At 64.2% G+C, this 21187-nt stretch carries 19 protein-coding genes; 11 read left to right on the forward strand and 8 right to left on the reverse strand.

What is annotated here, in order from left to right; all coding sequences use genetic code 11:
• The first annotated feature begins 149 nt into the window (after positions 1-149).
• Positions 150-1142 carry a trypsin-like serine peptidase gene (locus AC4CS3_RS04825; RefSeq protein ID WP_490782423.1) on the forward strand — a complete coding sequence of 331 codons (993 nt, stop codon included), beginning with the start codon at positions 150-152 and terminating at the stop codon, positions 1140-1142.
• A 173-nt stretch (positions 1143-1315) separates the two neighbouring features.
• A complete protein-coding gene (locus AC4CS3_RS04830; RefSeq protein WP_490782424.1) occupies positions 1316-2350 on the forward strand; it encodes a trypsin-like serine peptidase in 1035 nt (344 codons plus the stop codon).
• A 194-nt stretch (positions 2351-2544) separates the two neighbouring features.
• Here AC4CS3_RS04830 and purH read toward each other — a convergent pair whose 3' ends face one another.
• A complete protein-coding gene (purH, locus tag AC4CS3_RS04835) occupies positions 2545-4242 on the reverse strand; it encodes a bifunctional phosphoribosylaminoimidazolecarboxamide formyltransferase/IMP cyclohydrolase (RefSeq protein WP_490782425.1) in 1698 nt (565 codons plus the stop codon).
• 120 nt (positions 4243-4362) lie between these two features.
• Between purH and AC4CS3_RS04840 the strand changes: the two genes are divergently transcribed.
• The 3 genes from AC4CS3_RS04840 to AC4CS3_RS04850 are packed head-to-tail and all read left to right on the forward strand — an operon-like array spanning position 4363 to position 7623.
• The gene (locus tag AC4CS3_RS04840; RefSeq protein ID WP_490782426.1) at positions 4363-5301 is read left to right on the forward strand and encodes an N-acetylglucosamine kinase; all 939 of its coding nucleotides are present in this window, start codon (positions 4363-4365) and stop codon (positions 5299-5301) included.
• The gene (murQ, locus tag AC4CS3_RS04845) at positions 5285-6250 is read left to right on the forward strand and encodes an N-acetylmuramic acid 6-phosphate etherase (protein ID WP_490782427.1); all 966 of its coding nucleotides are present in this window, start codon (positions 5285-5287) and stop codon (positions 6248-6250) included. The genes AC4CS3_RS04840 and murQ overlap by 17 nt, the downstream gene beginning before the upstream one ends.
• A gap of 20 nt (positions 6251-6270) precedes the next feature.
• The gene (locus AC4CS3_RS04850) at positions 6271-7623 is read left to right on the forward strand and encodes an MFS transporter (protein WP_490782428.1); all 1353 of its coding nucleotides are present in this window, start codon (positions 6271-6273) and stop codon (positions 7621-7623) included.
• Positions 7624-7727: 104 nt separating this feature from the next.
• Here the strand turns inward: AC4CS3_RS04850 and purN are convergent, their stop codons facing one another.
• Positions 7728-8300, reverse strand: coding sequence for a phosphoribosylglycinamide formyltransferase (gene purN / locus AC4CS3_RS04855; RefSeq protein WP_490782429.1), 573 nt, complete (start codon positions 8298-8300; stop codon positions 7728-7730).
• Positions 8301-8338: 38 nt separating this feature from the next.
• Between purN and AC4CS3_RS04860 the strand changes: the two genes are divergently transcribed.
• Positions 8339-8761 (forward strand): hypothetical protein, encoded by a 423-nt coding sequence (locus tag AC4CS3_RS04860; protein WP_490782430.1) that lies wholly within the window; start codon positions 8339-8341, stop codon positions 8759-8761.
• Between the two features lie 30 nt (positions 8762-8791).
• Here the strand turns inward: AC4CS3_RS04860 and AC4CS3_RS04865 are convergent, their stop codons facing one another.
• On the reverse strand, positions 8792-10123 hold the full coding sequence (locus AC4CS3_RS04865; protein ID WP_490782431.1) for a cell division protein PerM: 1332 nt from the start codon (positions 10121-10123) through the stop codon (positions 8792-8794).
• A 347-nt stretch (positions 10124-10470) separates the two neighbouring features.
• Here AC4CS3_RS04865 and AC4CS3_RS04870 point away from each other — a divergent pair, with 347 nt between their 5' ends.
• Positions 10471-10935 carry a DUF4383 domain-containing protein gene (locus tag AC4CS3_RS04870; RefSeq protein WP_490782432.1) on the forward strand — a complete coding sequence of 155 codons (465 nt, stop codon included), beginning with the start codon at positions 10471-10473 and terminating at the stop codon, positions 10933-10935.
• A 156-nt stretch (positions 10936-11091) separates the two neighbouring features.
• Here the strand turns inward: AC4CS3_RS04870 and AC4CS3_RS04875 are convergent, their stop codons facing one another.
• From AC4CS3_RS04875 to AC4CS3_RS04890, 4 genes are all read right to left on the reverse strand, one after another.
• A complete protein-coding gene (locus AC4CS3_RS04875) occupies positions 11092-11823 on the reverse strand; it encodes a maleylpyruvate isomerase family mycothiol-dependent enzyme (RefSeq protein WP_490782433.1) in 732 nt (243 codons plus the stop codon).
• Positions 11823-12653 (reverse strand): fumarylacetoacetate hydrolase family protein, encoded by an 831-nt coding sequence (locus tag AC4CS3_RS04880; protein WP_490782434.1) that lies wholly within the window; start codon positions 12651-12653, stop codon positions 11823-11825. Before AC4CS3_RS04880 ends, AC4CS3_RS04875 begins: the two co-directional genes overlap by 1 nt.
• The gene (locus AC4CS3_RS04885; RefSeq protein WP_490782435.1) at positions 12650-13780 is read right to left on the reverse strand and encodes a cupin domain-containing protein; all 1131 of its coding nucleotides are present in this window, start codon (positions 13778-13780) and stop codon (positions 12650-12652) included. The genes AC4CS3_RS04880 and AC4CS3_RS04885 overlap by 4 nt, the downstream gene beginning before the upstream one ends.
• Positions 13781-14002: 222 nt before the next feature.
• Entirely contained in the window at positions 14003-14803 is an 801-nt protein-coding gene (locus AC4CS3_RS04890) for an IclR family transcriptional regulator (protein ID WP_441413991.1), read from the reverse strand.
• Positions 14804-14850: 47 nt separating this feature from the next.
• Between AC4CS3_RS04890 and AC4CS3_RS04895 the strand changes: the two genes are divergently transcribed.
• The 4 genes from AC4CS3_RS04895 to AC4CS3_RS04910 all read left to right on the forward strand — a co-directional run bounded on the left by AC4CS3_RS04895 (position 14851) and on the right by AC4CS3_RS04910 (position 19240).
• Positions 14851-16179: an MFS transporter gene (locus AC4CS3_RS04895; RefSeq protein ID WP_490782436.1), complete on the forward strand. Its 1329-nt coding sequence runs from the start codon at positions 14851-14853 to the stop codon at positions 16177-16179.
• Entirely contained in the window at positions 16172-17443 is a 1272-nt protein-coding gene (locus AC4CS3_RS04900) for an FAD-dependent oxidoreductase (protein ID WP_490782437.1), read from the forward strand. Before AC4CS3_RS04895 ends, AC4CS3_RS04900 begins: the two co-directional genes overlap by 8 nt.
• A gap of 109 nt (positions 17444-17552) precedes the next feature.
• A complete protein-coding gene (locus tag AC4CS3_RS04905) occupies positions 17553-18989 on the forward strand; it encodes a flotillin family protein (protein ID WP_490782438.1) in 1437 nt (478 codons plus the stop codon).
• A gap of 8 nt (positions 18990-18997) precedes the next feature.
• Positions 18998-19240 (forward strand): NfeD C-terminal domain-containing protein, encoded by a 243-nt coding sequence (locus AC4CS3_RS04910; protein ID WP_284991741.1) that lies wholly within the window; start codon positions 18998-19000, stop codon positions 19238-19240.
• Between the two features lie 56 nt (positions 19241-19296).
• Here the strand turns inward: AC4CS3_RS04910 and AC4CS3_RS04915 are convergent.
• A partial coding sequence (locus AC4CS3_RS04915; protein WP_490782439.1) for a polysaccharide deacetylase family protein occupies positions 19297-21187 on the reverse strand: 1891 nt, incomplete at its 5' end.

Raw genomic sequence — 21187 nt, forward strand, 5'->3', positions numbered from 1 at the left:
GGATTGCCGCGTACCGGGACGGCGCCGGACGAGCTGTGCAACGTCATACCCCGCCGAACCTTATGTACCTCCGCGCCAAATCGGAGTAGGTTCATGGGGTCAAACTGTGGCCGACGACACGTGGCCGCCAAACGATTGGCAGGACAATCATGACAAAGAAATCACTCCCCATCACTGGTCTCCTGAGCCTCCTTACCTCCGCCGTTTTGACCCTCTGTGCCGCTGGAGGGGCGGCAGCCGCAACGCCTTACACCGCGGTTTCGAGCTTCGCAGCGCCTGGGACGCAGCAGCTCGTCAGCTTGGCGACAACAAACACCGACCCCACGGGGTACTGGACTCCCGAACGGATGCAAGCAGCAATCCCTGGCGATGTCCTTGCCGGTATTGCGCTCGCACGAGGTGGCACCTCCAGCACCGCCAGCGGCACGGTCGAAACCGGACCGCCAGTGAAAATCGCCAGCGCCAAAGGCAGCAGCGCGAGCCTGCACCAAGACGAAGACCCCATTGACCACGTCGGCAAGGTCTTCTTCACCATGGGTGCCTTCGCCTACGTCTGCTCCGGCAACGTAGTCGTGTCGGACAACGACAGCACCGTGGCGACCGCGGGCCACTGCGTCAATGAGGGTCCTGGCGCATTCGTGAAGAACTTCGTCTTCGTTCCGGCTTATCTCAACGGCAAGGCCCCTTACGGCATTTGGCCTGCCAAAGCCCTCTACACCACACCCCAGTGGCGCACCGCGGGCGATATCCGCTATGACACGGGCTTCGCAGTCACTGCCACGGTGAACGGCAAGCACTTGGCCGATGTCGTTGGCGCGTCCGGCGTAGAGTTCAACCAGGACCGGGGGCTCAGCTACCAAGCCTTTGGCTACCCTGCCGCCCCGCCGTTCGACGGCCAATCGCTGAAGAGCTGTTCGGGTGACGCCACCAAGGATCCGATCAATCCACAGTTCAAGGCGCAGGGCATTCCCTGCGATATGACGGGCGGATCATCAGGCGGACCATGGATGGTCGATTCAGGCCGGGATTCCTACCAGAACTCCATTACGAGCTACGGCTACCCTGGCGGCCCGGCTGTGATCTACGGGCCTTATTGGGGCTCCGTCATCCGGGAAGCCTACGAGTCGGCGTCCGCGTCCTAGGTCCTCCGGCTACTCGGAAAATAGGGCAGAATTCGCATCTTGTCAAACGAAAGTCGAATCTCACAAAATTTCAACAATTTCTTTACATGCTTGTCACGGCTTAGGTAGTTTCGGTTCCGTCAGTCGGCGGCCACCACCAACCGGCCGCCTTCCCCTCGATATCTAGGACAACTGTGACGAGAACCAAGACCCTGGCCACAAGCCTGCTCAGCCTCACTGCCGCCACCTTACTCTCGCTGGGCGCCGGCAGCGGGGCCACCGCGGCTCCGTCCATAAACAATGGCCCCGATGCGTCGACCGTCAGCAGCAATTCGGCTTCCGACGGCAACACGGCTGACTATTGGACTCCTGAACGGATGAAGAACGCCGTCTCCGGCGACGTTCTCGCGAGCAAGGCGCTTACGCGGGCACAAGCCGCAGTGGGCCTTTCCGGCCTCCCGGTTTCTCCCGAGCAGGTTTTTCCCCGCTTGGGCAGCGCCCTGACCACAATCGAAGGCCAGAAAGCCACCAGCACCGCAGCGCCGTCCCCTGCCGTGGACCGCAAAGCGAACGCAGGTGAATCGTCCGTTTCGCACATCGGGAAGGTGTTCTTCACACTCGGCGGGGTGAACTATGTCTGCTCCGGCAATTCCGTCACCTCGGCCAACCAGAGCACGGTGTCCACTGCAGGCCACTGTCTGAACGAAGGCCCCGGAGCATTCGCAAGCAACTTCACGTTCGTTCCTGCCTACCTGGACGGCGCCGCGCCCTACGGCAAGTGGACGGCCAAGGCGCTCTACACAACCAGCCAATGGTCCTCGAATGGAAACATCCAGTACGACACCGGTTTCGCCGTGATGAACACCCTCAATGGCCAGAAGCTCTCAGACGTAGTGGGCGCCTCAGGGATCCAGTTCAACGCCGCACGAGGACTGGCGTACAAGTCGTTCGGCTACCCTGCAGCATCGCCATTCACCGGAGAATCACTCAAGAGCTGCTCCGGCACGGCCGCCAATGATCCCAACAACCCCCAGTACAACACCCAGGGGATCCCCTGCAACATGACGGGCGGTTCTTCTGGAGGCCCGTGGTTCATTGGAACCAGCTCCAGCGGGTACCAGAACTCGGTGAACAGCTACGGCTACGGAAGCAACTCCAGCAACATGTACGGCCCGTACTGGGGCAAGGTCATCCAAGGCACGTACCAGACCGCGTCCACGGCCCCCTAGCCTCCCCCCTCTCCCCCGGACATGCCCCCTGTTCGCTCCAAGGGCTGGACATATTGCGAATATGCCCGGTCCTGACCACAAAAAATGGACATGTCCCCCCGGGAACGGGGGACATGTCCATTTTTTGGTGGAGCGAGTGGACCTGGTGGAGCGAGTGGACTTAACGAAAGCCCTTACCCCGCGAAAGCCCGGACCTAGTGGAAGAAGTGCCTTGCTCCGGTGAAGTACATCGTGATGCCGGCGGCGTTGGCCGCGGCAATGACTTCCTCATCGCGCACTGAACCGCCAGGCTGCACGACGGCGCGGACACCGGCGTCGATCAGGATCTGAAGGCCATCGGCGAACGGGAAGAACGCGTCGGAAGCGGCCACGGCACCGCGGGCACGCTCGGGAGCGCTGCTCGCGGCTGATTCTGTCGTCCCGACGTTTGACGCACCGCCGGGGGCATCGCCCCCAACAGCACCGTCGGACTCCACCTGAACGCCCAAGGTGTTGGCGCGCTCGACGGCCAGTTTGCACGAGTCCAGGCGGTTGACCTGGCCCATGCCGATGCCGACTGCGGCGCCGTTGTTGGCGAGGAGGATCGCGTTGGACTTGGCGGCGCGGCAAGCCGTCCAAGCGAACGCGAGGTCGGCCAGCGTGGCCTCGTCGGCGGCTTCGCCGGCGGCGAGGGTCCAGTTGGCGGGGTTGTCGCCGTCGGCGTCCACCTTGTCGGCTTGCTGAACGAGGACCCCGCCCGAGACCTGGCGGATCTCCGTCGGGTAGCGGCCGTAGCCGTCCGGGAGGGCCAGCAGACGGATGTTCTTCTTCTTGGACAGGATCTCAACGGCTTCCGGCTCGAACCCCGGGGCGATGACAACCTCGGTGAAGATTCCGGCCACGGTCTTGGCCATTCCCGCCGTGACGATGCTGTTGGCGGCGATGACGCCGCCGAAAGCGGACACCGGATCGCAAGCGTGGGCCTTGGCGTGGGCGTCGGCGATGGGGTCGGCGGCATCTGCGGAACCAACGGCCACACCGCAGGGGTTGGCGTGCTTGATGATGGCGACAGCGGGCTCGGAGAAGTCGAACGCGGCGCGGAGGGCGGCGTCGGCGTCGACGAAGTTGTTGTAGCTCATGGCCTTGCCGTGCAGCTGGTCTGCCTGGGCGATGCCGGCGGGCGCAGCCTTGTCCACGTACAGGGCGGCCTGCTGGTGCGGGTTTTCGCCGTAGCGCAGCACCTCGGAGCGCTCGAGGGCCAGGCCGGCATAAGCGGGCCAGTCGATGATGCCGTCTCCGTCTTCGTCGAGGAACTGGCCGGCGGTCCAGGTGGCAACGGCGGTGTCGTACGTTGCGGTGTGGGCGAAGGCTTTCGCGGCCAGGCGGCGGCGGGTCTTCAAGTCGAAGCCACCCGCAGCGGCGGCTTCCACCACGGCGCCGTAGAAGTTCGGGTCTACAACGATCGCGACGGCGGCATGGTTCTTGGCGGCCGAACGCACCATGGCGGGGCCACCGATGTCGATCTGCTCGACGACGTCATCCTGGGCAGCGCCGGAGCGGACCGTCTCCACGAACGGGTAGAGGTTGACCACTACGAGGTCGAAAGGCTCGATCTCCATCTTGGCGAGCGTTTCCATGTGCGCAGGAACGCGGCGATCGGCCAGGATGCCGCCGTGCACGCGGGGGTGCAGGGTCTTGACCCGGCCATCGAGCATCTCCGGGGAGCCTGTGACTTCTTCGACTTCCTTGACCGGAATACCGGCTGCGGCGATCTTCTTCGCGGTGGAACCGGTGGAGACGATGGCGACTCCTGCTGCATGCAGGCCCTTCGCGAGCTCCTCCAGCCCCGTCTTGTCGTAAACCGAGATCAGTGCACGGCGGATGGGAACACGGTCAAGCTGCGTCAAGCTCACAAAAGTCTCCGTCTTATATCGCGGGATTCCGCGGTTGCTGGGGATATGGACGAGTTTATCGTGTTGTGGCTCCTCTTCGTTTTTCGAGACGTGGCCGCGTCCGCAACATATGGTTGGGCCATGGATTCCGAGGATGTGATTTTGGTAGCCGACGTCGGCAAGAGCCGATGCCGGGTTGAACTCAGGCTGGGGAATGAGGTGTTGGGCTCGGCGGACCAGCAGGGCTTCCCCGGCCTGGGCATGGACAACGGCGCGCGGCTCGCCTTCGAGCTGATGGCTGACACCGCGGCCATGCTGCCGCGGGGGCTTCCGGCAGCATTCCCGGAAGGATCGTTGCGTGGAATCGGCGCCGCCGTGGCCGGGGTTGAGGCCTCAGCGGCCAACTCCCACGCACTCGCCGTCCTGCTGTCCGAGCGCTTCAAGGTCCCGGCCGCGGTTCTCTCGGATGCCACCGCGGCCCAACTCGGCGCCCTGGACGGCGCGCCCGGAACAGTGCTGATTGTGGGCACGGGGGCTGTTGCCTTCCGCTTCGACGACGCCGGGACCCTCCACCGCGCCGACGGTTGGGGACCGCTCTTGGGCGATCGCGGAAGCGGCCGGTGGATCGGCCAGCAGGGTCTTAAGGCCGCACTGCAAGCGCACGACGGCGGAGCGGCGACGTCGTTGCTCGGCGCGGCCGCCGCGCTCGTTGGCTCACCCGCGCAGCTTCCGGCCTGGCTCGCCGAATCCGACAACCCTGCCCGGACCATGGCGCGTTTCGCACCCGTGGTGCTCAAAGAAGCGGAGGCGGGAGACGCCGTCGCACGCGGCATTGTGGACGAAGCGTGCAGGCTCCTTGTGAACACCGCGGCCCTTGCCTCCGGCGAGACGAAACAAGTGGCGCTCCTTGGCGGCGTCGTGAAATCGGAGTTCTTCGGCGGGCTCTTGCACAACGCCCTCGCTTCGGCTGGGATTGAGGTGGTTGCGGCACTAGGCGATGGAATGGACGGTGCCGCCCTCGCAGCGAACCGCCGCGGGCTCCTCCAGGAAAGGTACATTCACCGTGACGGAACAGCCTGACGCTTCTTCCCCTGATTCTCCTGACGGCGACCGGCTCAAGGAACTCCGCTCCGAGCTCGAAGGCCTGCAAACAGAAGCGGCGTCGCCGGCGCTCAGTGAATTGGACACCATGGACACGGCCGAGCTCGTCGCCGCCATGAACGAGCAGAACCGCGGCGTCCCGGCCGCCGTCGAACAAGCCAGCGGGGAGATCGCCGCAGTGGTCGACGCCGTTGCGGAGCGCCTCGCCCGCGGCGGCCGGCTGCTCTACGTCGGCGCCGGAACGGCCGGGCGGCTCGGGGTATTGGACGCGAGCGAATGCCCGCCAACCTTCGGCACTCCCCCGGGGCTCGTCGTAGGGATCATCGCGGGCGGCACCCAGGCCATCCAGAAACCGGTGGAATACGCCGAGGACAATGCCACGGCCGGAGCCCGGGACCTGCACGACATCAGCGTGACCGAGGCGGACGCCGTCGTCGGAATCTCGGCTTCGGGACGCACTCCATACGTGATCGGTGCCCTCGAGGAGGCCCGCAGCCGAGGCGCATTCACGGCATCGATCGCCTGCAACCACGACTCGCCCATCAGCAAACTGGCAGACGTCGCGATCGACGTCGTGGTCGGTCCGGAATTCGTTGCCGGTTCCACGCGGCTGAAGGCGGGGACGGCACAAAAACTCGTCCTCAACATGATCAGCACGCTCGCCATGGTCAAGCTCGGGAAGACCTACGGAAACCTGATGGTCGACCTGCGGGCTACCAACAACAAACTCCTTGCGAGGTCCCAGCGGACCATCCAACACGCCACGGGCGTGGACGCGGAAACGGCGATTCGCGCGCTGGATTCCGTGGGTGGATCGGTCAAGGCGGCCGTCCTGGTGGTGCTGACTGGCATCGATCCGGGGCAGGCGAAGAGCGCTTTGGATGAGGCCGGCGGCTTCCTGCGAAAGGCGATCGAGAAGCACGGATAGAGTTTTCCCCAGGAGGGGAAATGAATACTTACACAACCGTCCCGAGCGGCGAGCAGGTTGTCCAGGAGTTGCCGTGGCGGTGGAAGGTCCAGGGCAGGATTTTCCTGATCGGCGGCCTCGGCTTCATGTTCGATGCCTGGGACGTCACCCTCAACGGGATCCTCATCCCTCTGCTTTCCAAGCATTGGTCCCTCCAGCCCGCCGACGCCGGATGGCTCGGCACCGCCAACCTGATCGGCATGGCCTTGGGCGCCTTCGCTTGGGGCACCATCGCGGACACCATCGGCAGGAAGCAGGCCTTCACCGCCACCCTGCTGATCTTCTCCATCTTCACGGTCCTGGGAGCTTTCGCGCCGGACTTCGTCTGGTTCTGCGTCTTCCGCTTCATGGCCGGCTTCGGGCTGGGCGGCTGCATTCCGGTGGATTACGCCTTGGTAGGTGAATTCACCCCACGGAAGCAACGCGGGAAGGTGCTGACCGCAATGGATGGTTGGTGGCCCGTGGGCGCAGCTCTGTGCGGCTTCATTTCGGCCGGACTCGTCGCTGCCTTTGCCGATTGGCGCCTGACCATGCTCGTCATGGTGTTGCCTGCCCTGCTGGTGTTCTGGATCAGGCGGAGCGTGCCCGAATCCCCGCTCTTCCTCATCCGCAGGGGCAGACGCCAAGAGGCCGCCGACGTCATCGACGGTCTCGTCCTGGCCACGGGAACCGAACCACGCGCCTACAGCCTGCCCGCGCCGCAAGACGCGCCGCGTCTCTCCGCCGGCAGCTCGTGGCAGCAGCTACGGCGGGTCTGGCACTTCAACTGGAAGATCACGACGGCGGCCTGGGCCCTGTTTTTCAGCATCCTTCTGGTCTACTACTTGAGCTTGACGTGGATGCCGCGGATTCTGATCGGCGCCGGATTCGAGGAGTACAAGGCCTTCGTCACGACAGCCGGAATGGCCGGCGTCGGGCTCCTGGGCGTGGCGGTCGCCGCAGTGCTGGTGGAGCGGGTGGGCCGCAAATGGATCCTGGCCATCACGGGGCCGCTGTCCGCGTTGACCCTGGTGATCGTGTCCTTGGTGGTCGACATTCCTGACGCGGCAGTGTTCTGGCTCCTGGCGTTCGGCTTCGTTATCCAGGTGGCGATCCCGGTGCTCTACACCTATGTGTCGGAGCTCTACCCCACCGAGCTCCGGGGCTCCGGCTTCGGCTGGGCGTCGACGTTCTCCCGGGTTGGTGCCGGCATCGGGCCGCTCGTGTTCGCCTCGTATTTCTGGCCCGAGTTCGGCTTGGCCACGTCCTTCGCCTTGGCCGGCGGGCTCATTGTGCTGTCTGTGGTGTGGATGGCGTTGTTTGCGCCCGAGACCAAGCAGCTCGACCTCGACTGAGCATGCCCCCGCATCCCCCCGCATCCCCAACTAGCTCGCATTAGATGTCGTTTTGAGCCGTCATAACGACAACAAATGCGAGTCAGTTGGGTCCGAAGGAGGACTCAGGCGTGTTTTCCCGCAGCGAGCTCTGCGAGGGTCCGGACCAGGAGCCTGCGCTCCACCACCTTGATGCGTTCGTGCAGGGTGTCTTCAGTGTCGTCCGGGGCGATTTCGACGGCTTCCTGGGCGATGATGGGCCCGGTGTCCACGCCGGCGTCGGCCCAGTGGACGGTGCAGCCAGTCACTTTCACGCCATAGGCCATGGCATCGCGGACTCCGTGAGCACCCGGGAAAGCGGGCAGCAATGCCGGGTGCGTGTTGAGGTACTTGCCGCCGAAGGCATCGATGAATTCCGGGCTGACAATCCGCATGAACCCGGAGGAAACCACGACGTCCGGATCGTAGGAGGCAACGGCTTTGGTAAGCGCGGAGTTCCAATCGGCCCGGTCCGCGTAGTCCTTGAAGTCCACCACGAAGGTGTCCAGTCCGGCTTCGGCAGAGCGTTCCAGGCCGTAGGTACCCGGCCGGTCGGCTCCCACGGCTGCAATCTCAACGTCCAGCTCGCCCGCCTTCACGGCGTCGATGACTGCTTGGAGGTTGGAACCGGTTCCGGAGACGAGGACAACAATGCGCATTGCACTAGCTTATGGCTGGCTCGCGTAGGCTGGAAAACATGAATTCCGGCGTTGGACCCACCCCGCAGCATCAGCCACAGAGCGAGGCTGCCAAATCAGCGCTTGCCGTTACCCAAACGCTGTTCAGGACATTCCTGCTGACCGTGCTTGGCGCCATCTTCGTCTACATCCTGAACATCAGCTACGTCTGGCTCAGTGGCATCCTCACCGTCATCGCGGGGGTACTTGGAGTGGTGGTCCTCGTGCGGACCATCCGGTTCAAGCAGCCACGCATCGTCTTGTTTGGCACGATTTCCGGGCTCGTCGTCACGGCCGTCATGAGCCTGCTGGTGCTCACCGCGGCCGTCTTCTTCCAGCAGATCACCACCTTGGAGAACTGCGCACGAAGCGCCCTGACGCTCCACGCCCAGAACTCGTGCCAGGTGGATTTCCAGAAGTCCATTCCCTCCGGATTGCGCTAGCCGGGGCGCGAGCCAGGTGAGGCGGGCACCTTAGCGGCGGTCGCCGTCGTACACGGCATCGTCGAGATCCGCTTCGCGGAGCTTCTGCCGCCTCTCGAGCCAGGGCCCCACCCAGTAACCGATTACGACGCCGATCCCCACCTCCGCGGCGATCCAGACTGCCGTCCACCGCGGGTCCGGGCCGATCTCGGTGAGACGCCCGATTCCGGCGGAACCGCGCGCGAGCCAGGCGAGGCCTCCAGCCAAAGCCCCTGCGACGGCCCCGATGAGAGCGCCGAGGATCAACGTGGAAACAGGAGCCGTGAACCAGCGCGCCTTGATCTTGATGGAAAGCCATTCGTCGAAGTGGTTCTCCCCCGCACGCAGGAACCACCAGCCTGCCAACAGACCGGCGATCACCGGAAGGGCAAGGGCCGCGGCGCCGAAGTCGAGCTGCCCGGTGGGCAGTGCGCCGAACACAGGAATCGCGGGCAACGGCCCGACGGCGGTGCCCAGCGGCCCGACGTGTGAGCCGACACCGAGCGAGAAGCCGGCGCCGGAGGACCAAGCCAAAGTGAAAACTGCCAGATTGGGCAGATAGCCGAGCTGGGCGATGGTGAGGACGCCACCGCCGAGGGCCCCGGCTTTCAGGCCTTCGTAAACAGCGATGATGTCCGTCCAGTGCATGACAAGGTCGACGGCGAGCAGCGTCGCTGAGAGTGTCATGGCCGCCATGATTGCCACGAATCCGGCCTTGATGGCGGAGCCGAAGTAGGACCCGGCCCAACGGGAATGTTGGCTTGTGCGTGCGAGCCAATCGACGGCGTCGACGCCAATGAGCCTGCTCCAGGAGCCGGACTCCCGACGGGCGCCCACCACCATGCCGAGGCCGAACGGGATAAGGGGAATTAATGCAGCGAACCAGATATTGATGGCGACATCCTGCGTGCGACAGACGAATCCGGTCGCCGCGCCGAATGCGCCGTAGACGAGCAACGCTCCGAAGAAGGCCTGCCACAGCTGGTCCGTGTAGGAGGCCCTGGCCAGCCGGCGGCCCGCGCGCCATGCCAGGAGGAAGGGGACCAGAGTCAGTCCGAGCGGGATAAGGGACAGCATCCCGGACCCCGGTAGACCTGCGGTTCCCAGGTTGACGGTGGCAAGCTGCAGCGGCACGCCGTGGACGAGGAGCCAAGTTTGGCCAGCCAAGCGTGCCAGGAAATCGATGCTGTGGTTCTGGAATCCGTCAGTTGCCCAGACTCCGATCAGCGGCAGGACCACCACGAGCGCCGAGATGATGGCGGCCTGGGCCGACTCAAGGGCACCCTGCAGCCACAAAGGCATGGGCAGGCCATGGTTACCGGTCTGATCAGCGCGCAGTTTCATCGTGTTCTATCGTGCCACGGCGTGCCCCGCTCGCCCGGCAGGCGCCCGCACGGCCCGCAAATCCTCCAACGCCCGCTCACTTATAGCCCCCTTCCGGCCAACGCTCGCTCACCTATAGGGCGCGATCACCAAACGCTCGCTCACTCCCGTCGCGCCGCCGTCGTTCTTGTGAGCGAGCGTCCGGGGAAAATGCCATATATGTGAGCGAGCGTCCGAGGGAAGCCGCGCATATGTGAGCGAGCGTCCGGGGGGGCGCGCCGGGGCCGCCGGGGCGCCGCCGCTCCAGCGCTTTTTGCATATGCCAGACGTAAAATTGGATTGTTCGCAAAGGTGGATGGAGGGAATAAATGACTACCGCAACCCCACATGCACATGGTGTTCACTTTGGACGCACGGACATCCAGAACATCGGTATGGGTGTAGGTACTCTGATGGCGCTGGTGGGCCTTCTCGGATTCATTCCGGGCATCACCATGCGGTACGGGGAATTGCAGTTCTTCGGGCCAAATTCGCACGCAATGCTCCTGGGTGCGTTCCAAGTGTCGCTGCTGCTCAACATTGTGCAGCTGCTGATCGGCGGAACCAGCTGGGCGATGTCCCGCTCGGGCGGCCATAGCGCACGCAATATCCTGATGAGCTTCGGTGCTTTGTACATCGTGCTCAGTGTGTACGGACTGAGTGTCGGGGTTGATTCGGCGGCCAACTTCCTGTCGCTGAACACGCTCGACAACTGGACGTTCATTGTCTTGGGCATCCTGATGGTCGCCGCAGGCTGGATGTTTTCACGGCATCTGGCTGACGACGCAAAATAGACCTATTCACAAGCCCGGATTGAGTTAGCCCGGGATTACAGGAGCCGCCAATGGGTAGGATCTACAGCCAAATCTGAATAGTCATACAAGCGGTTGGTGCAGTTCCTGCGGTGAAGAAGCCGGGGGCTGTGCCAACCTTCTTTGTGCCCGACGCCGTCAGATCCACTTGGGTGCCGCCGGCACCGGCCCAGCACCCCCAGCCACCCCGCCGGTCCCGCGCCCGGTGGCCCATTGCACGACGCCGGCAAGAGGCCCGGTGATCACGACGGCGGCGTCCGGATCGCCGAACGTGAGGTCTGTGCCGGCGACTCTGACCAACAAGCCGTCATCGGTGCCCCGGGTTGCCCAAGCGGAGGTGATGTCGCTCAGCAGCCGCTCCAGGACCGAGGCCGGGATGTCGCCGAACGATGCCCCGTTGCCGAGGTCGACGGCGTGCACCCAGACTTCGCGAGTGCGCATCCAGACCGTTTCCGACGCCGGGACGGTGCGGCCCTGGGCTGTGCGCACCGTGTGGTGCCAGGCGTCCTCGGGCAGATCCCGCCATTCCACGCTTAAGTGCACGGCCGAATGATCGAAGAGGTTCCGCAATGCGATGGGAGACAGGGTGGCACCGAAGTTGATCTCCTCATCCCGCGCGGCAACAGAGGGATACATCGGAGTCTCCACGCCGGTCGAGGCCCACTCCACTAAGCGGGCGATGGCCCGGGCGTTATAGCCGACGTGTGCTACAACGTGACGGCAGCTCCAGCCGGGGAGCAGCGAATCGCCGTCGAGCTCGGCGTCGGAGAGTTCGTTGAGCTTGCGGGCGAAGAATGCGGTCCCCCGCCGGGCCTGCAGGAGCTGTTCCTGCAGGCCCGGATCGGTGGTGAGGTCCTGGCGGGCGGCCATCAGGCTTCCTTGACCACGCGGTTGTTCAGCTGGCCCAGGCCCTCGATGGTGGTGACCAGGAGCTGGCCTTCCTGCAGGTAACGCTTCGGGTCCTGGGCATGGCCCACACCGCCGGGCGTGCCGGTGGCAATCACATCGCCCGGGTTCAGCGTGATGATGGTCGAGATGTAGGACACGAGGAATTCCGGGGTGAACACGAGGTCCCCGGTGGGGGTGCTCTGCTGGATCTCGCCGTCCACCGCGGAGGTCATCAGCGGCCCGGCCTTGAACTCGTCCTTGGTGACGAGGGCCGGCCCGAACGGGGTGGACTTCTCCCAGGTCTTGCCCTGCAGCCACTGGACGGTACGGAACTGGTAGTCGCGCATGCTGATGTCGTTCAGCACCGAGAACCCGGCGATGTGATCAGCCGCGTCGGCTTCGCTGATGCGGCGCCCCTTCTTTCCGATCACGACGGCGAGCTCGGCCTCCCAGTCAACCGTGTCCGATTCCTGCGGCAACGCCAGATCGTCGTTGGGACCGATCAGGGATTCCTGGTACTTCGCGAACAAGGTGGGGTACTCGGGGATGTCCCGGCCCATCTCTTTGATGTGGTTGCGGTAGTTGTGCCCGACGCAGATGATTTTCCCCGGTGAGGGCACGACGGCGGCGAGGTCGGCGCCGTCGTACGCGTGCGTTGCGCCGTTGGCCGCCTCCGCGATGGCCGCCCATGCGGGGTCCTGCAGGAGGGCGCCCACGTCGGAGAACCCGTCGATCTCTGTCAGGGTGTCGCCGTCCTGGCGGACGGCCACGGTACCTTTGCCGGCGCCGGTGCGGAGGGTGAGGAGTCTCATTTGTTGCGTCCTTCGATGTACGTGCGGTTGAAATTCAGTCGTTCAAAAATGGGGGCATCGCTGAAACGGAACAGATCGAACTCGCTCTCGGCTTCGAGGAACCACAGAGCCCAGGACGGGACCACGAACAGGTCGCCCTTCTCCAGGACCTTGGACTCCCCGTTCAGTACCACGGTGCCGCGGCCTTCGAAGACTTGCCAGACGCTGGAGCCGACTTCGCGCAAGGCCTCGGTGGAAGCGCCGGCCCGCAGGCGGTGGAATTCCGCGCGGATAGTCGGCATGACGTCCCCTCCGGTGGTCGGGTTGGTGTAGCGCACGGCGGCGTGGCCCTGGGACACCGTGGCGGGGTGGCCTTCATCCTCGAGAAGCAACTGTTCGCGGAGGGCAGCGTCGGTGTGCTCCCAGCGGTAGGCAGCGATGGGCGAGTTGGTGGTGTCCTCCAGGGCGGAGAGCGGACGGAGGCCCGGATGGGCCCATAGGCGCTCGGAACGTGAGATGTCCGGGGTGGCCTCATCGGTGACGCGTTCGGTGCCGAATTCGAAGAACCCGGCGTCCGCGTAGTGCACGAACGGGATGTCCAGTCCGTCGATCCACGCCATCGGCTGGTCCGTGTCGTTGTGGTGGCCGTGGAAGTTCCATCCCGGAGTCAGCAGGAAATCGCCGCGGCGCATCGCCACCGGGTCCCCGTTGACAACAGTCCAGACGCCTTCGCCCTCGACGACGAAACGGAAGGCGTTCTGCGAGTGGCGGTGCTCCGGGGCTGTTTCATGCGCGCCCAGATACTGGATGGCAGCCCACAGCGTCGGCGTCGCATATGGCGTGCCGGCCAGACCGGGGTTCGCCAACGCGATGGCACGGCGTTCTCCGCCACGGCCCACGGGCACGAGGTCCCCGGCACGGGCGGCCAACGGATACAGCTCGTTCCAGCGCCACACATGGGGCACGGCTTTCGGGGACGGCACCATCGGCATCAGGTCCGCGATCTCGGTCCAGAGCGGGATCAGGTTCCCGGCCTCGAAATCCTCATACAGCTGCTCCAGCTGCGCCGCCTCCTCGGGGGTCGGTTCCGGAATCGCGTGCGCTGCGGCAACTGATTCACGTGTCGTGCTATCGGCGCTGATGGACACAGGGGCCTCCTCGAGGGGTACGGGAAAGTTTTGGCGTACTCCAGACCCTAGGGAGGTCCTCAAGTGATCTCCAGCATATTCTGCTAGCCAGAATCAGCTGGCCCAACTAGCTAGCAGTAGATGTCGTTATGGGCCCTCAAAACGACTGCGTGGGCCCACGCCGCCAGGGTTCCCTGGCCGAGCTTGCGAGGCGAGGGTGGCGGTGGGGACCAGTTGGGTGGGTTAAGGCTGGGACTCGGCCGGATTTGCCGCAATATCGATCTCCAATTGGCGCTGCGTTTCCCGCATGATGCCCACGAGTCCGCTGTCGAAGAGCCTGCGGAACCTTGCCACAGGAGTCGCGACGCTCAAGGCACCCACCGCAACGCCCCGTCCGTTGTGAAGGGCAACCCCGAGGGCGCTGATCCCTTCCTCGGTGCCTTCGAAATTCGCGGCGAATCCGTTGCTCCGGATCGTCTCGAGCTCGCGGAGGAAGCCCGGATATTCGGCGTCGGGAATGTTGTCCCCGCCGATCTCCGCATTGTGGCTGCGGAACAACTGCTCAATCATGGCGGGCTCCAGCTCGGCCAGCAGCGCCTTGCCTCCCGAGGCCTTGTTCGCGGGCAGGACGGTCCCCTGCCGGTCGCCTACCCGCAAGGCGTTGGTCCCCTCCACCGTGGCCAGGAACCTCACTTTGGTGCCCACCCGAACCATGAGATTGACGGTCTCGTTAATCCGACCACTCAGGAGTTCCATGTGCGGCTGCGCCACCGTGCGCAGCAAACGGCTCCAACTGAGTCCTGCCGGGCCAACCCCCATGGCCGGCCCAGGCACGTAGCGGCGGGTCTCGTCCTGGACCGCGAACCCCCGGTAGACCAGCATGGCCAACAGCCGGTGGGCTGTGGAAGGGGCAACTCCCAGCTCCGCGGCGGCGTCCTTGAGCCGTAGGCTGCCGCCGTCGCGCAGGAGCTGAAGGAGGTGTAGGGCATTGTCCACGGCCTCGATGGAGTAGGCCGGTTTCTTGCGGGCTGGGAGATTCTGCACCACAGAATTCTATTGGGCTACACAAACAACGGCTACACAGTGGTGGGATGAATCACACACCATCCGCTGCAGCGCCGGAGCGGACCCAACACGGCGTTCACCAATCCCCCGGGGCCTCCGCCCGGTTCTCCAAGCGTTCCGCCACCGCTGTGCTTGTCTGCTGGCTGCTCGTAGTATTCGATGGCTACGACCTCATCGTCTACGGAACCGTGCAATCGTCCCTCATCACCGACACAGGCTGGGGGCTCACCAAAGCCACGGCCGGCACGGTCGGTTCGATGGCGTTCCTTGGCATGATGATCGGAGCCATCTTCGCTGGCAGGATGTCAGACAGTTGGGGCCGCCGACGGACGATCATCGCCTGCGCCGCGCTGTTTTCGCTCTTCACTATTCTGTGCGCATTCTCCCCGAACGCCTTTGTCTTCGGGGGCCTGCGCTTGTTGGCCGGCATCGGCCTCGGCGGACTTGTTCCCTCGGCAAATGCCTTGGTCGCGGAGCTAGTCCCTGCCAAATGGCGGTCCACCATCGCCACTCTCATGATGTCCGGAGTGCCGATCGGCGGCTCGATTGCCGCGTTGGCGGGCATTCCGCTGATTCCCGCATTCGGATGGCCGGTCATGTTCCTTGTGGCCGCCGTGGCCCTGCTCGTGGTGGTTCCGCTGGGCATGCGATTCCTCCCGGAAACGCTCCCGGCGACCCTCCCGGCCGCAAAAGATGCGAAGCAAGCAGTGGGCTTCAAGTCCCTGCTCCGGGCACCGTACCTCGGCATGAGTCTCCTGTTCGCGATCTCCACCCTCGTAACGCTCTTTGCCTGGTACGGTCTGGGCACCTGGCTGCCGAACCTGATGCAACTGGCTGGCTACAACCTCGGATCAGCCCTGACGTTCGCGCTGGCACTCAACCTCGGTGCCGTCGGCGGCTCGGCGGCCACCGCTTGGGCGGGAACCCGCTTCGGCCCGATCCCGACGGCGATCGCGGCAGCCGCCGTCGCCGCCGTCGCGCTGGCCGTACTGGTGGCGGGGCCGCCCGTGGGGCTTGTCTACGTCATGTTGGTGCTGGCCGGGGTGGGCACCCACGGAACCCAGTGCCTCATCATCGCGGCAGTGGCCAGCCATTACCCGGCGCATCTGCGGGGCACGGCGCTCGGCTGGGCCCTCGGAGTCGGCCGCATTGGCGCAGTCGCCGCACCCCAGGTAGGCGGACTGCTGCTCGCGGCCGGGCTCGGCGTCAACTCGAACTTCCTCGCATTCGCCGGGGCCGCCGCCGTCGCGGCCATCCTGCTCGGCGCGATCGGCGCGAAGATCAAAACGGCCAGGATCAACACCCCCGAAATCCAATCCAAGAACACCACCTCTGTAGGAGCCCGCAATGTCTGACCGCAAACCGTCCACTGAAGTCCTCGTCGTCGGCGGAGGGATGGCCGGCCTTGCCGGCGCCCTGGCCCTCCGCGCAAACGGCGCCGAGGTGACGTTGGTTGAGCGGGCGCCCGAATTCGGCGAGGTCGGCGCGGGACTGCAGATGGCCCCCAACGCCTCCCGCGTCCTGAAGCGTTGGGGCCTTTTGGAGAAGGCGTTGGAAATCGGCGTCCGGCCCAAGCACTTGGTGTTCCGCGACGCCCTGAGCGGTGAGGAACTCACGCGGCAGACCCTCGGAGGCGAGTTCGAAGAGCGCTACGGCGCCCCGTACGTGGTGATCCACCGCAGCGACCTGCACCGGATCCTGTTGGAGGCCTGCCAGGACGCCGGTGTCCGCTTGGTGAACGACGTCGTCGTCGAGAAAGTCGAGACCGTGAACCACCGCGGCGTGGCGCACACCGCGGGCGCCGACGTTTACGAGGCCGACGTCGTGATCGGCGCGGACGGCCTCAAGTCCACGCTCCGCGCCGCCGTCGCGCAGGACGGGCCGGTGTCGTCGTCGTACGTCGCCTACCGCGGAACGGTGCCCATCACGCCTGCGACCCCGGCAACCGATCTCGAGGACGTCGTCGTCTACCTCGGACCGGACTGCCACCTCGTGCAATACCCGCTGCGCAAAGGCGAACTGCTCAACACGGTGGCTGTCTTCAAGTCGCCGTCATTCGAGCGCGGCGAGGAGCAGTACGGCGGCGTCGACGAACTCGAGGCCGCTTACAAGGACTGCATTCCGGCAGTACAGCTGGCGCTCCGGAACCTGGCGACCGGCATCCGCTGGCCTATGTACGATCGGGATCCCATCGAGAACTGGATCGACGGCCGTCTGGTTTTGATGGGCGATGCCGCGCACCCCATGCTCCAGTACTTGGCACAGGGGGCCTGCCAGGCGCTTGAAGACGCCGCCGTCCTCCAGGACTCCACCGTCGGTTCCGTGTTTACCGACGACGGCGTGGACGCCGGTGCATGGGACCGCGCCATCGGCGACTTCAACTCGGCCCGCGCAGCGCGCACGGCCCGTGTCCAACGCACCGCGCGCGTCTGGGGAGAGTCGTGGCACGTTTCCGGCGTCGCGCGCATCTTGCGGAACCTGCTGTTCAAGAGCCGACAGGACGGCGACTTCCAGTACAACGACTGGCTCTACGGCCAAGAGGGCGACGGCGTCCCGGCTGTCCCAGCGGAAGGCACTTCAGAGGCGAGGACTGAATCGCTCGCGGGAACGCGCGCCTAGGGGCATCCGTTGTGTCAATTGTAGGTAACCAAATTGCTGGACTCCTGGAGCAGACCAAAGCAGACTGACTACACGAGCCACTTGGGTGCTTGCCGTTGAAAGGACAGTCATGTTCGACCTCGTTGCGTATCTCCCCCTTCTTGTCACCGTATTGGGGGTAGTTGTCGCCGTTGCCGTCATTAGGCTTCTCATCAAATTGATGTGGAAGGTGGCTGAACCAAACGAGGCATTGATCATTTCCGGTCTGACTCGGGGAAGTTTGGACACCAGGGACGGAATGGATTTCAAAATCGTCACCGGGAAAGGCGCCTTGGTGGTTCCAGGGCTCCAAACAGTGAGGACTTTGTCCCTCACGCTGAATGAAACAGAACTCCAGGTCAACTGCGTGACCTCGCAAGGTATCCAGGTGATCGTGGAGGGCGTGGTTATTTACAAAATCGGTGACGCCGCACCTTTCATTGCGAATGCCGCGAGGAGGTTTCTCGGCCAGCAGCCCAAAATGCAAAGCCAGGTCTACAACGTTTTTGAGGGGCATTTGCGCTCGATCATTGGCAGCATGACCATGGAAGAGATCATCCGTGAGCGCGACAAACTTGCGTCGTTGGTCCGCAGCGCGAGCGGCATAGAAATGGAAAAGCTTGGCCTGGTGGTTGATTCCCTGCAGATCAAGGATCTCCAAGACCCCACGGGCTATATCCAAAACCTGGCCAAACCGCACATTGCACAGGTCAAAATGGAGGCCCGCATCGCTGAAGCCACCAGGAACCGCGAGGCTGCGGAGCGGGAAGCCGAGGCCGCCGCCCAGATCGCGGACGCCCAAAGCCTTTCGGCGATCAAGCAATCAGCGGCCCAAGCCAATGCCGAAACCGCCAAGGCCAACGCCGCGCAGGCAGGTCCGTTGGCCGACGCCACGGCGCGCCAGCAAGTGGTGGTTCAAGAAACCGAGGTGGCCAAGCTCGAGGCGGACCGCGAGGAGCAGAAGCTCCAGACGTCCATCCGAAAGCCTGCCGATGCCAAGGCGTACGCGCAGCGGACCGAGGCGGAAGCCCAAAAGGCCGCCGATATCAGCGCGTCCGAGGCGCGGGCACGGCGAACGGAACTCGAGGCCCAGGCGAACGCCCGCAAGGTGGAAGTCGAAGCCCAGGCCAACGCCACGGCGGCGGCCGCCATTGCGGGAGCTACGAAGATCACCGGTGAAGCCGAAGCCGCGGCCACCAAGGCCCGGGGGGACGCTGCGGCCTCCGCCATCAAGGCCAAATCCTTGGCGGAAGCGGACGGCATCAAGGCCCGTGCCGAGGCTCTCGGAACCAACCAAGAGGCCGTTATCTCCCAACAGCTCGCGGAGAACATGCCTGCGATCGTGGCAGCCGCGGCTGAACCCTTTGCCCACGTGGGTAACCTGACGGTCCTGAACGGCGGCGAGGGCCTTAACAGCATGGTGGGTGGGATCCTGTCCCAGGTGGGCAACTACCTGCCGTCGATCACAGCAGCGCTCAAGAACGGCAAGGAACCGCCCAAGCGGCCCACCAAAACCCCTGATGTGTAGGGACACCGATGCACAAAGAGGTTGATCGGAGCCTGACGGGCAAAATCGGTAGGGTCACGGGTCGTATCGGGCCAGGCACTGTGGGGGAAGTGATGCTGCCGTTCCACGGCGGCACAAGCGCATTCCACGCGCATCCATTCGACAAGAGCAGTGTTTTCAACGTGGGTGACGAGGTGCTTGTCATCTACTACGAGCCGCCCGGGACCGTATTCGTTGACGAGCTGCCGGACGTTCTGAAGGCTGCCAGATAAAACAACTGAGGGCGGCTAAGCAGCCGCCCTCAGTTGTCTCAGTGAATCTCGGTTGCTCAGCCCAGCGGCGGAGCTCCCACGCTGTCGTACATCGCGTAGTCGTCGGTGGTGACCGATCCGTTGCTGAACAAGCTCAACCCGAAACTGATGGCAGTGGCCCCGGCGGGAAGTGCCGGCGTCGTGAAGCTTGCCTGTGTGTAGGTAGTGGCGGTATTCAGCCACGGTCCGGAGGTCCAGTACACCCAGTTGTTCGAGGCGTCACGGTAATACAAAGCGAACTGTGTGACGGCTGTGGAGGTGTACCAGACACGTACCGAGTAGGTGTGTCCTGCGACGGCCGCAGGTGGGCAGGTACTGGTGTCCATTGTGGGCAGCAGTTTCGCGTCACCGCTGGAGTATCCAGTGATGGTGAGTTTCTCCGCTTTGGTACCAGTGTGCGCGGTAGCAACCGTGCTGAACGTGGCGGTGTTCGTGCCGTATCCGCCGGCCTGCCAGCACTGCGGGAACGAGCCCGTACCGGCCGTTTCAAGGCTGGGGTTTTGTACCAGGTTGCCGCCGGCTGGTGGTGGCGGCGGTGGCGGTGGCGGTGTGCCGACGTCGAACATCTCGTAGTCATCGGTGGTGAGCGTGCCGTTGCTGAACAGGTTCAACCCGAAGCTTATGCCGCTCGCGCCAGTAGGCAGTGGAGGCGTTGTCCACGTGGCCTTTTGAAAGGTCGTGGCCGCTGAGAACCAGGGGCTCGATGTCCAGTACTTCCATGAGCCCACGCCGATCCGGTAGTAGAGCTCGAATTGGGTGCTTGTGGTCGATTTATACCAGGCACCTATTGAATAGGAGTTCCCGGGTGTGGCTGTGGGTGAGCACCCGCCTAGGTCAAGGGTAGGCAACAGCTTGGCGTCGCCGTCGACATAGTTGGAGACCACGAGCTGTTCGGCGACTTTTCCTGTGTGTGCCTGCCTGACGGTGGAGAAGGCTGCCGTGTTGGTGCCGTAGCCTGCGGCGGCCCAGCACTGCGGAGCCCCGTTGACCAAGGTTTCAAGGCTTGGGTTCTTGACCAGGTTGCCGGTACCCTCCGGTGGCGCCGGCGGTCCCGAGACGAGCGGCTTGACGGTTCCGCCAATCACTTGGGCCACCGTCTTGACCGTGGTGGTTGCGGGCCGGGACTTGAGCCACGCGGCGAACTGGTTGAACAGGGTCGGAGTGATGTTCAGCGGATCCGTGCTGGTAGCTGAAATGTGGTGGAAGGTGAGTTGGACCCACCCGCCTGCCGGCTCCGCCTGAGTGACGGACTTTTGGAGGTCCGCCAGGGTCCAAGTGTTGTCGACTTCATCCGGGGCCGCGGTGTTGTACGGGTTGGCCGGGGGGATGGTCTCCGCGAGCGGGCACCCCGCGCAGCTGAACCGCGTCTTGATGTCACCAAGATTGCGGGCGCTATTGAACCCGCAGTTCTTGACTACGGTTTCGAGGGATGCGTTCTCGGCAGCGAACGGGTACGCGAAGTCCGTGATCGTGAATCCAAGGTTTGTGAGGTTCACCCTGTCGTTGCAAATCTGGCGTGTTGCCTCATCCAGCGTCACTGTGGTCAGGTCCGGGTGGGTAACGGTGTGGCCGGCAATCTCATTGCCGTTCGCCACGAGGCCCTGCATGTCGCTCGTCGTCATGTAATTGGGGTTGTTGATGAATCCGGACGGCGTGAAGAAAGTACCCACCAGGCCCAGGCTCTGCATGGTCTGCGCGGCGTTGAGTTGGTCGGCATTTGCGTCGTCAAAGGTCAACGTGACGACGGTTGGATTAGCGGCTTGGGCCGCGGGTGCAGTGATGCCGGCGGTGACGCCGGTGAAAGCAAATACCACTACAACGGTGGAGAACCACGTAAACCATTTACCGGGGATTGAGCTGCTGCGGGGATTTCGGACAGCGGAATTAGTGGATGATTCTACGCTGCCA

The organism is Arthrobacter sp. SE2 (assembly GCF_058244265.1).

Excerpts from the sequence above, each read along its gene's own strand:
- AC4CS3_RS04825 (WP_490782423.1), top strand. The coding sequence starts at position 150 with ATGACAAAGAAATCACTCCCCATCACTGGTCTCCTGAGCCTCCTTACC.
- AC4CS3_RS04840 (WP_490782426.1), top strand. The coding sequence starts at position 4,363 with ATGGATTCCGAGGATGTGATTTTGGTAGCCGACGTCGGCAAGAGCCGA.
- AC4CS3_RS04850 (WP_490782428.1), top strand. The coding sequence starts at position 6,271 with ATGAATACTTACACAACCGTCCCGAGCGGCGAGCAGGTTGTCCAGGAG.
- purN (WP_490782429.1), bottom strand. The coding sequence starts at position 8,300 with ATGCGCATTGTTGTCCTCGTCTCCGGAACCGGTTCCAACCTCCAAGCA.
- AC4CS3_RS04860 (WP_490782430.1), top strand. The coding sequence starts at position 8,339 with ATGAATTCCGGCGTTGGACCCACCCCGCAGCATCAGCCACAGAGCGAG.
- AC4CS3_RS04865 (WP_490782431.1), bottom strand. The coding sequence starts at position 10,123 with ATGAAACTGCGCGCTGATCAGACCGGTAACCATGGCCTGCCCATGCCT.
- AC4CS3_RS04870 (WP_490782432.1), top strand. The coding sequence starts at position 10,471 with ATGACTACCGCAACCCCACATGCACATGGTGTTCACTTTGGACGCACG.
- AC4CS3_RS04875 (WP_490782433.1), bottom strand. The coding sequence starts at position 11,823 with ATGGCCGCCCGCCAGGACCTCACCACCGATCCGGGCCTGCAGGAACAG.
- AC4CS3_RS04880 (WP_490782434.1), bottom strand. The coding sequence starts at position 12,653 with ATGAGACTCCTCACCCTCCGCACCGGCGCCGGCAAAGGTACCGTGGCC.
- AC4CS3_RS04895 (WP_490782436.1), top strand. The coding sequence starts at position 14,851 with ATGAATCACACACCATCCGCTGCAGCGCCGGAGCGGACCCAACACGGC.
- AC4CS3_RS04900 (WP_490782437.1), top strand. The coding sequence starts at position 16,172 with ATGTCTGACCGCAAACCGTCCACTGAAGTCCTCGTCGTCGGCGGAGGG.
- AC4CS3_RS04905 (WP_490782438.1), top strand. The coding sequence starts at position 17,553 with ATGTTCGACCTCGTTGCGTATCTCCCCCTTCTTGTCACCGTATTGGGG.
- AC4CS3_RS04910 (WP_284991741.1), top strand. The coding sequence starts at position 18,998 with ATGCACAAAGAGGTTGATCGGAGCCTGACGGGCAAAATCGGTAGGGTC.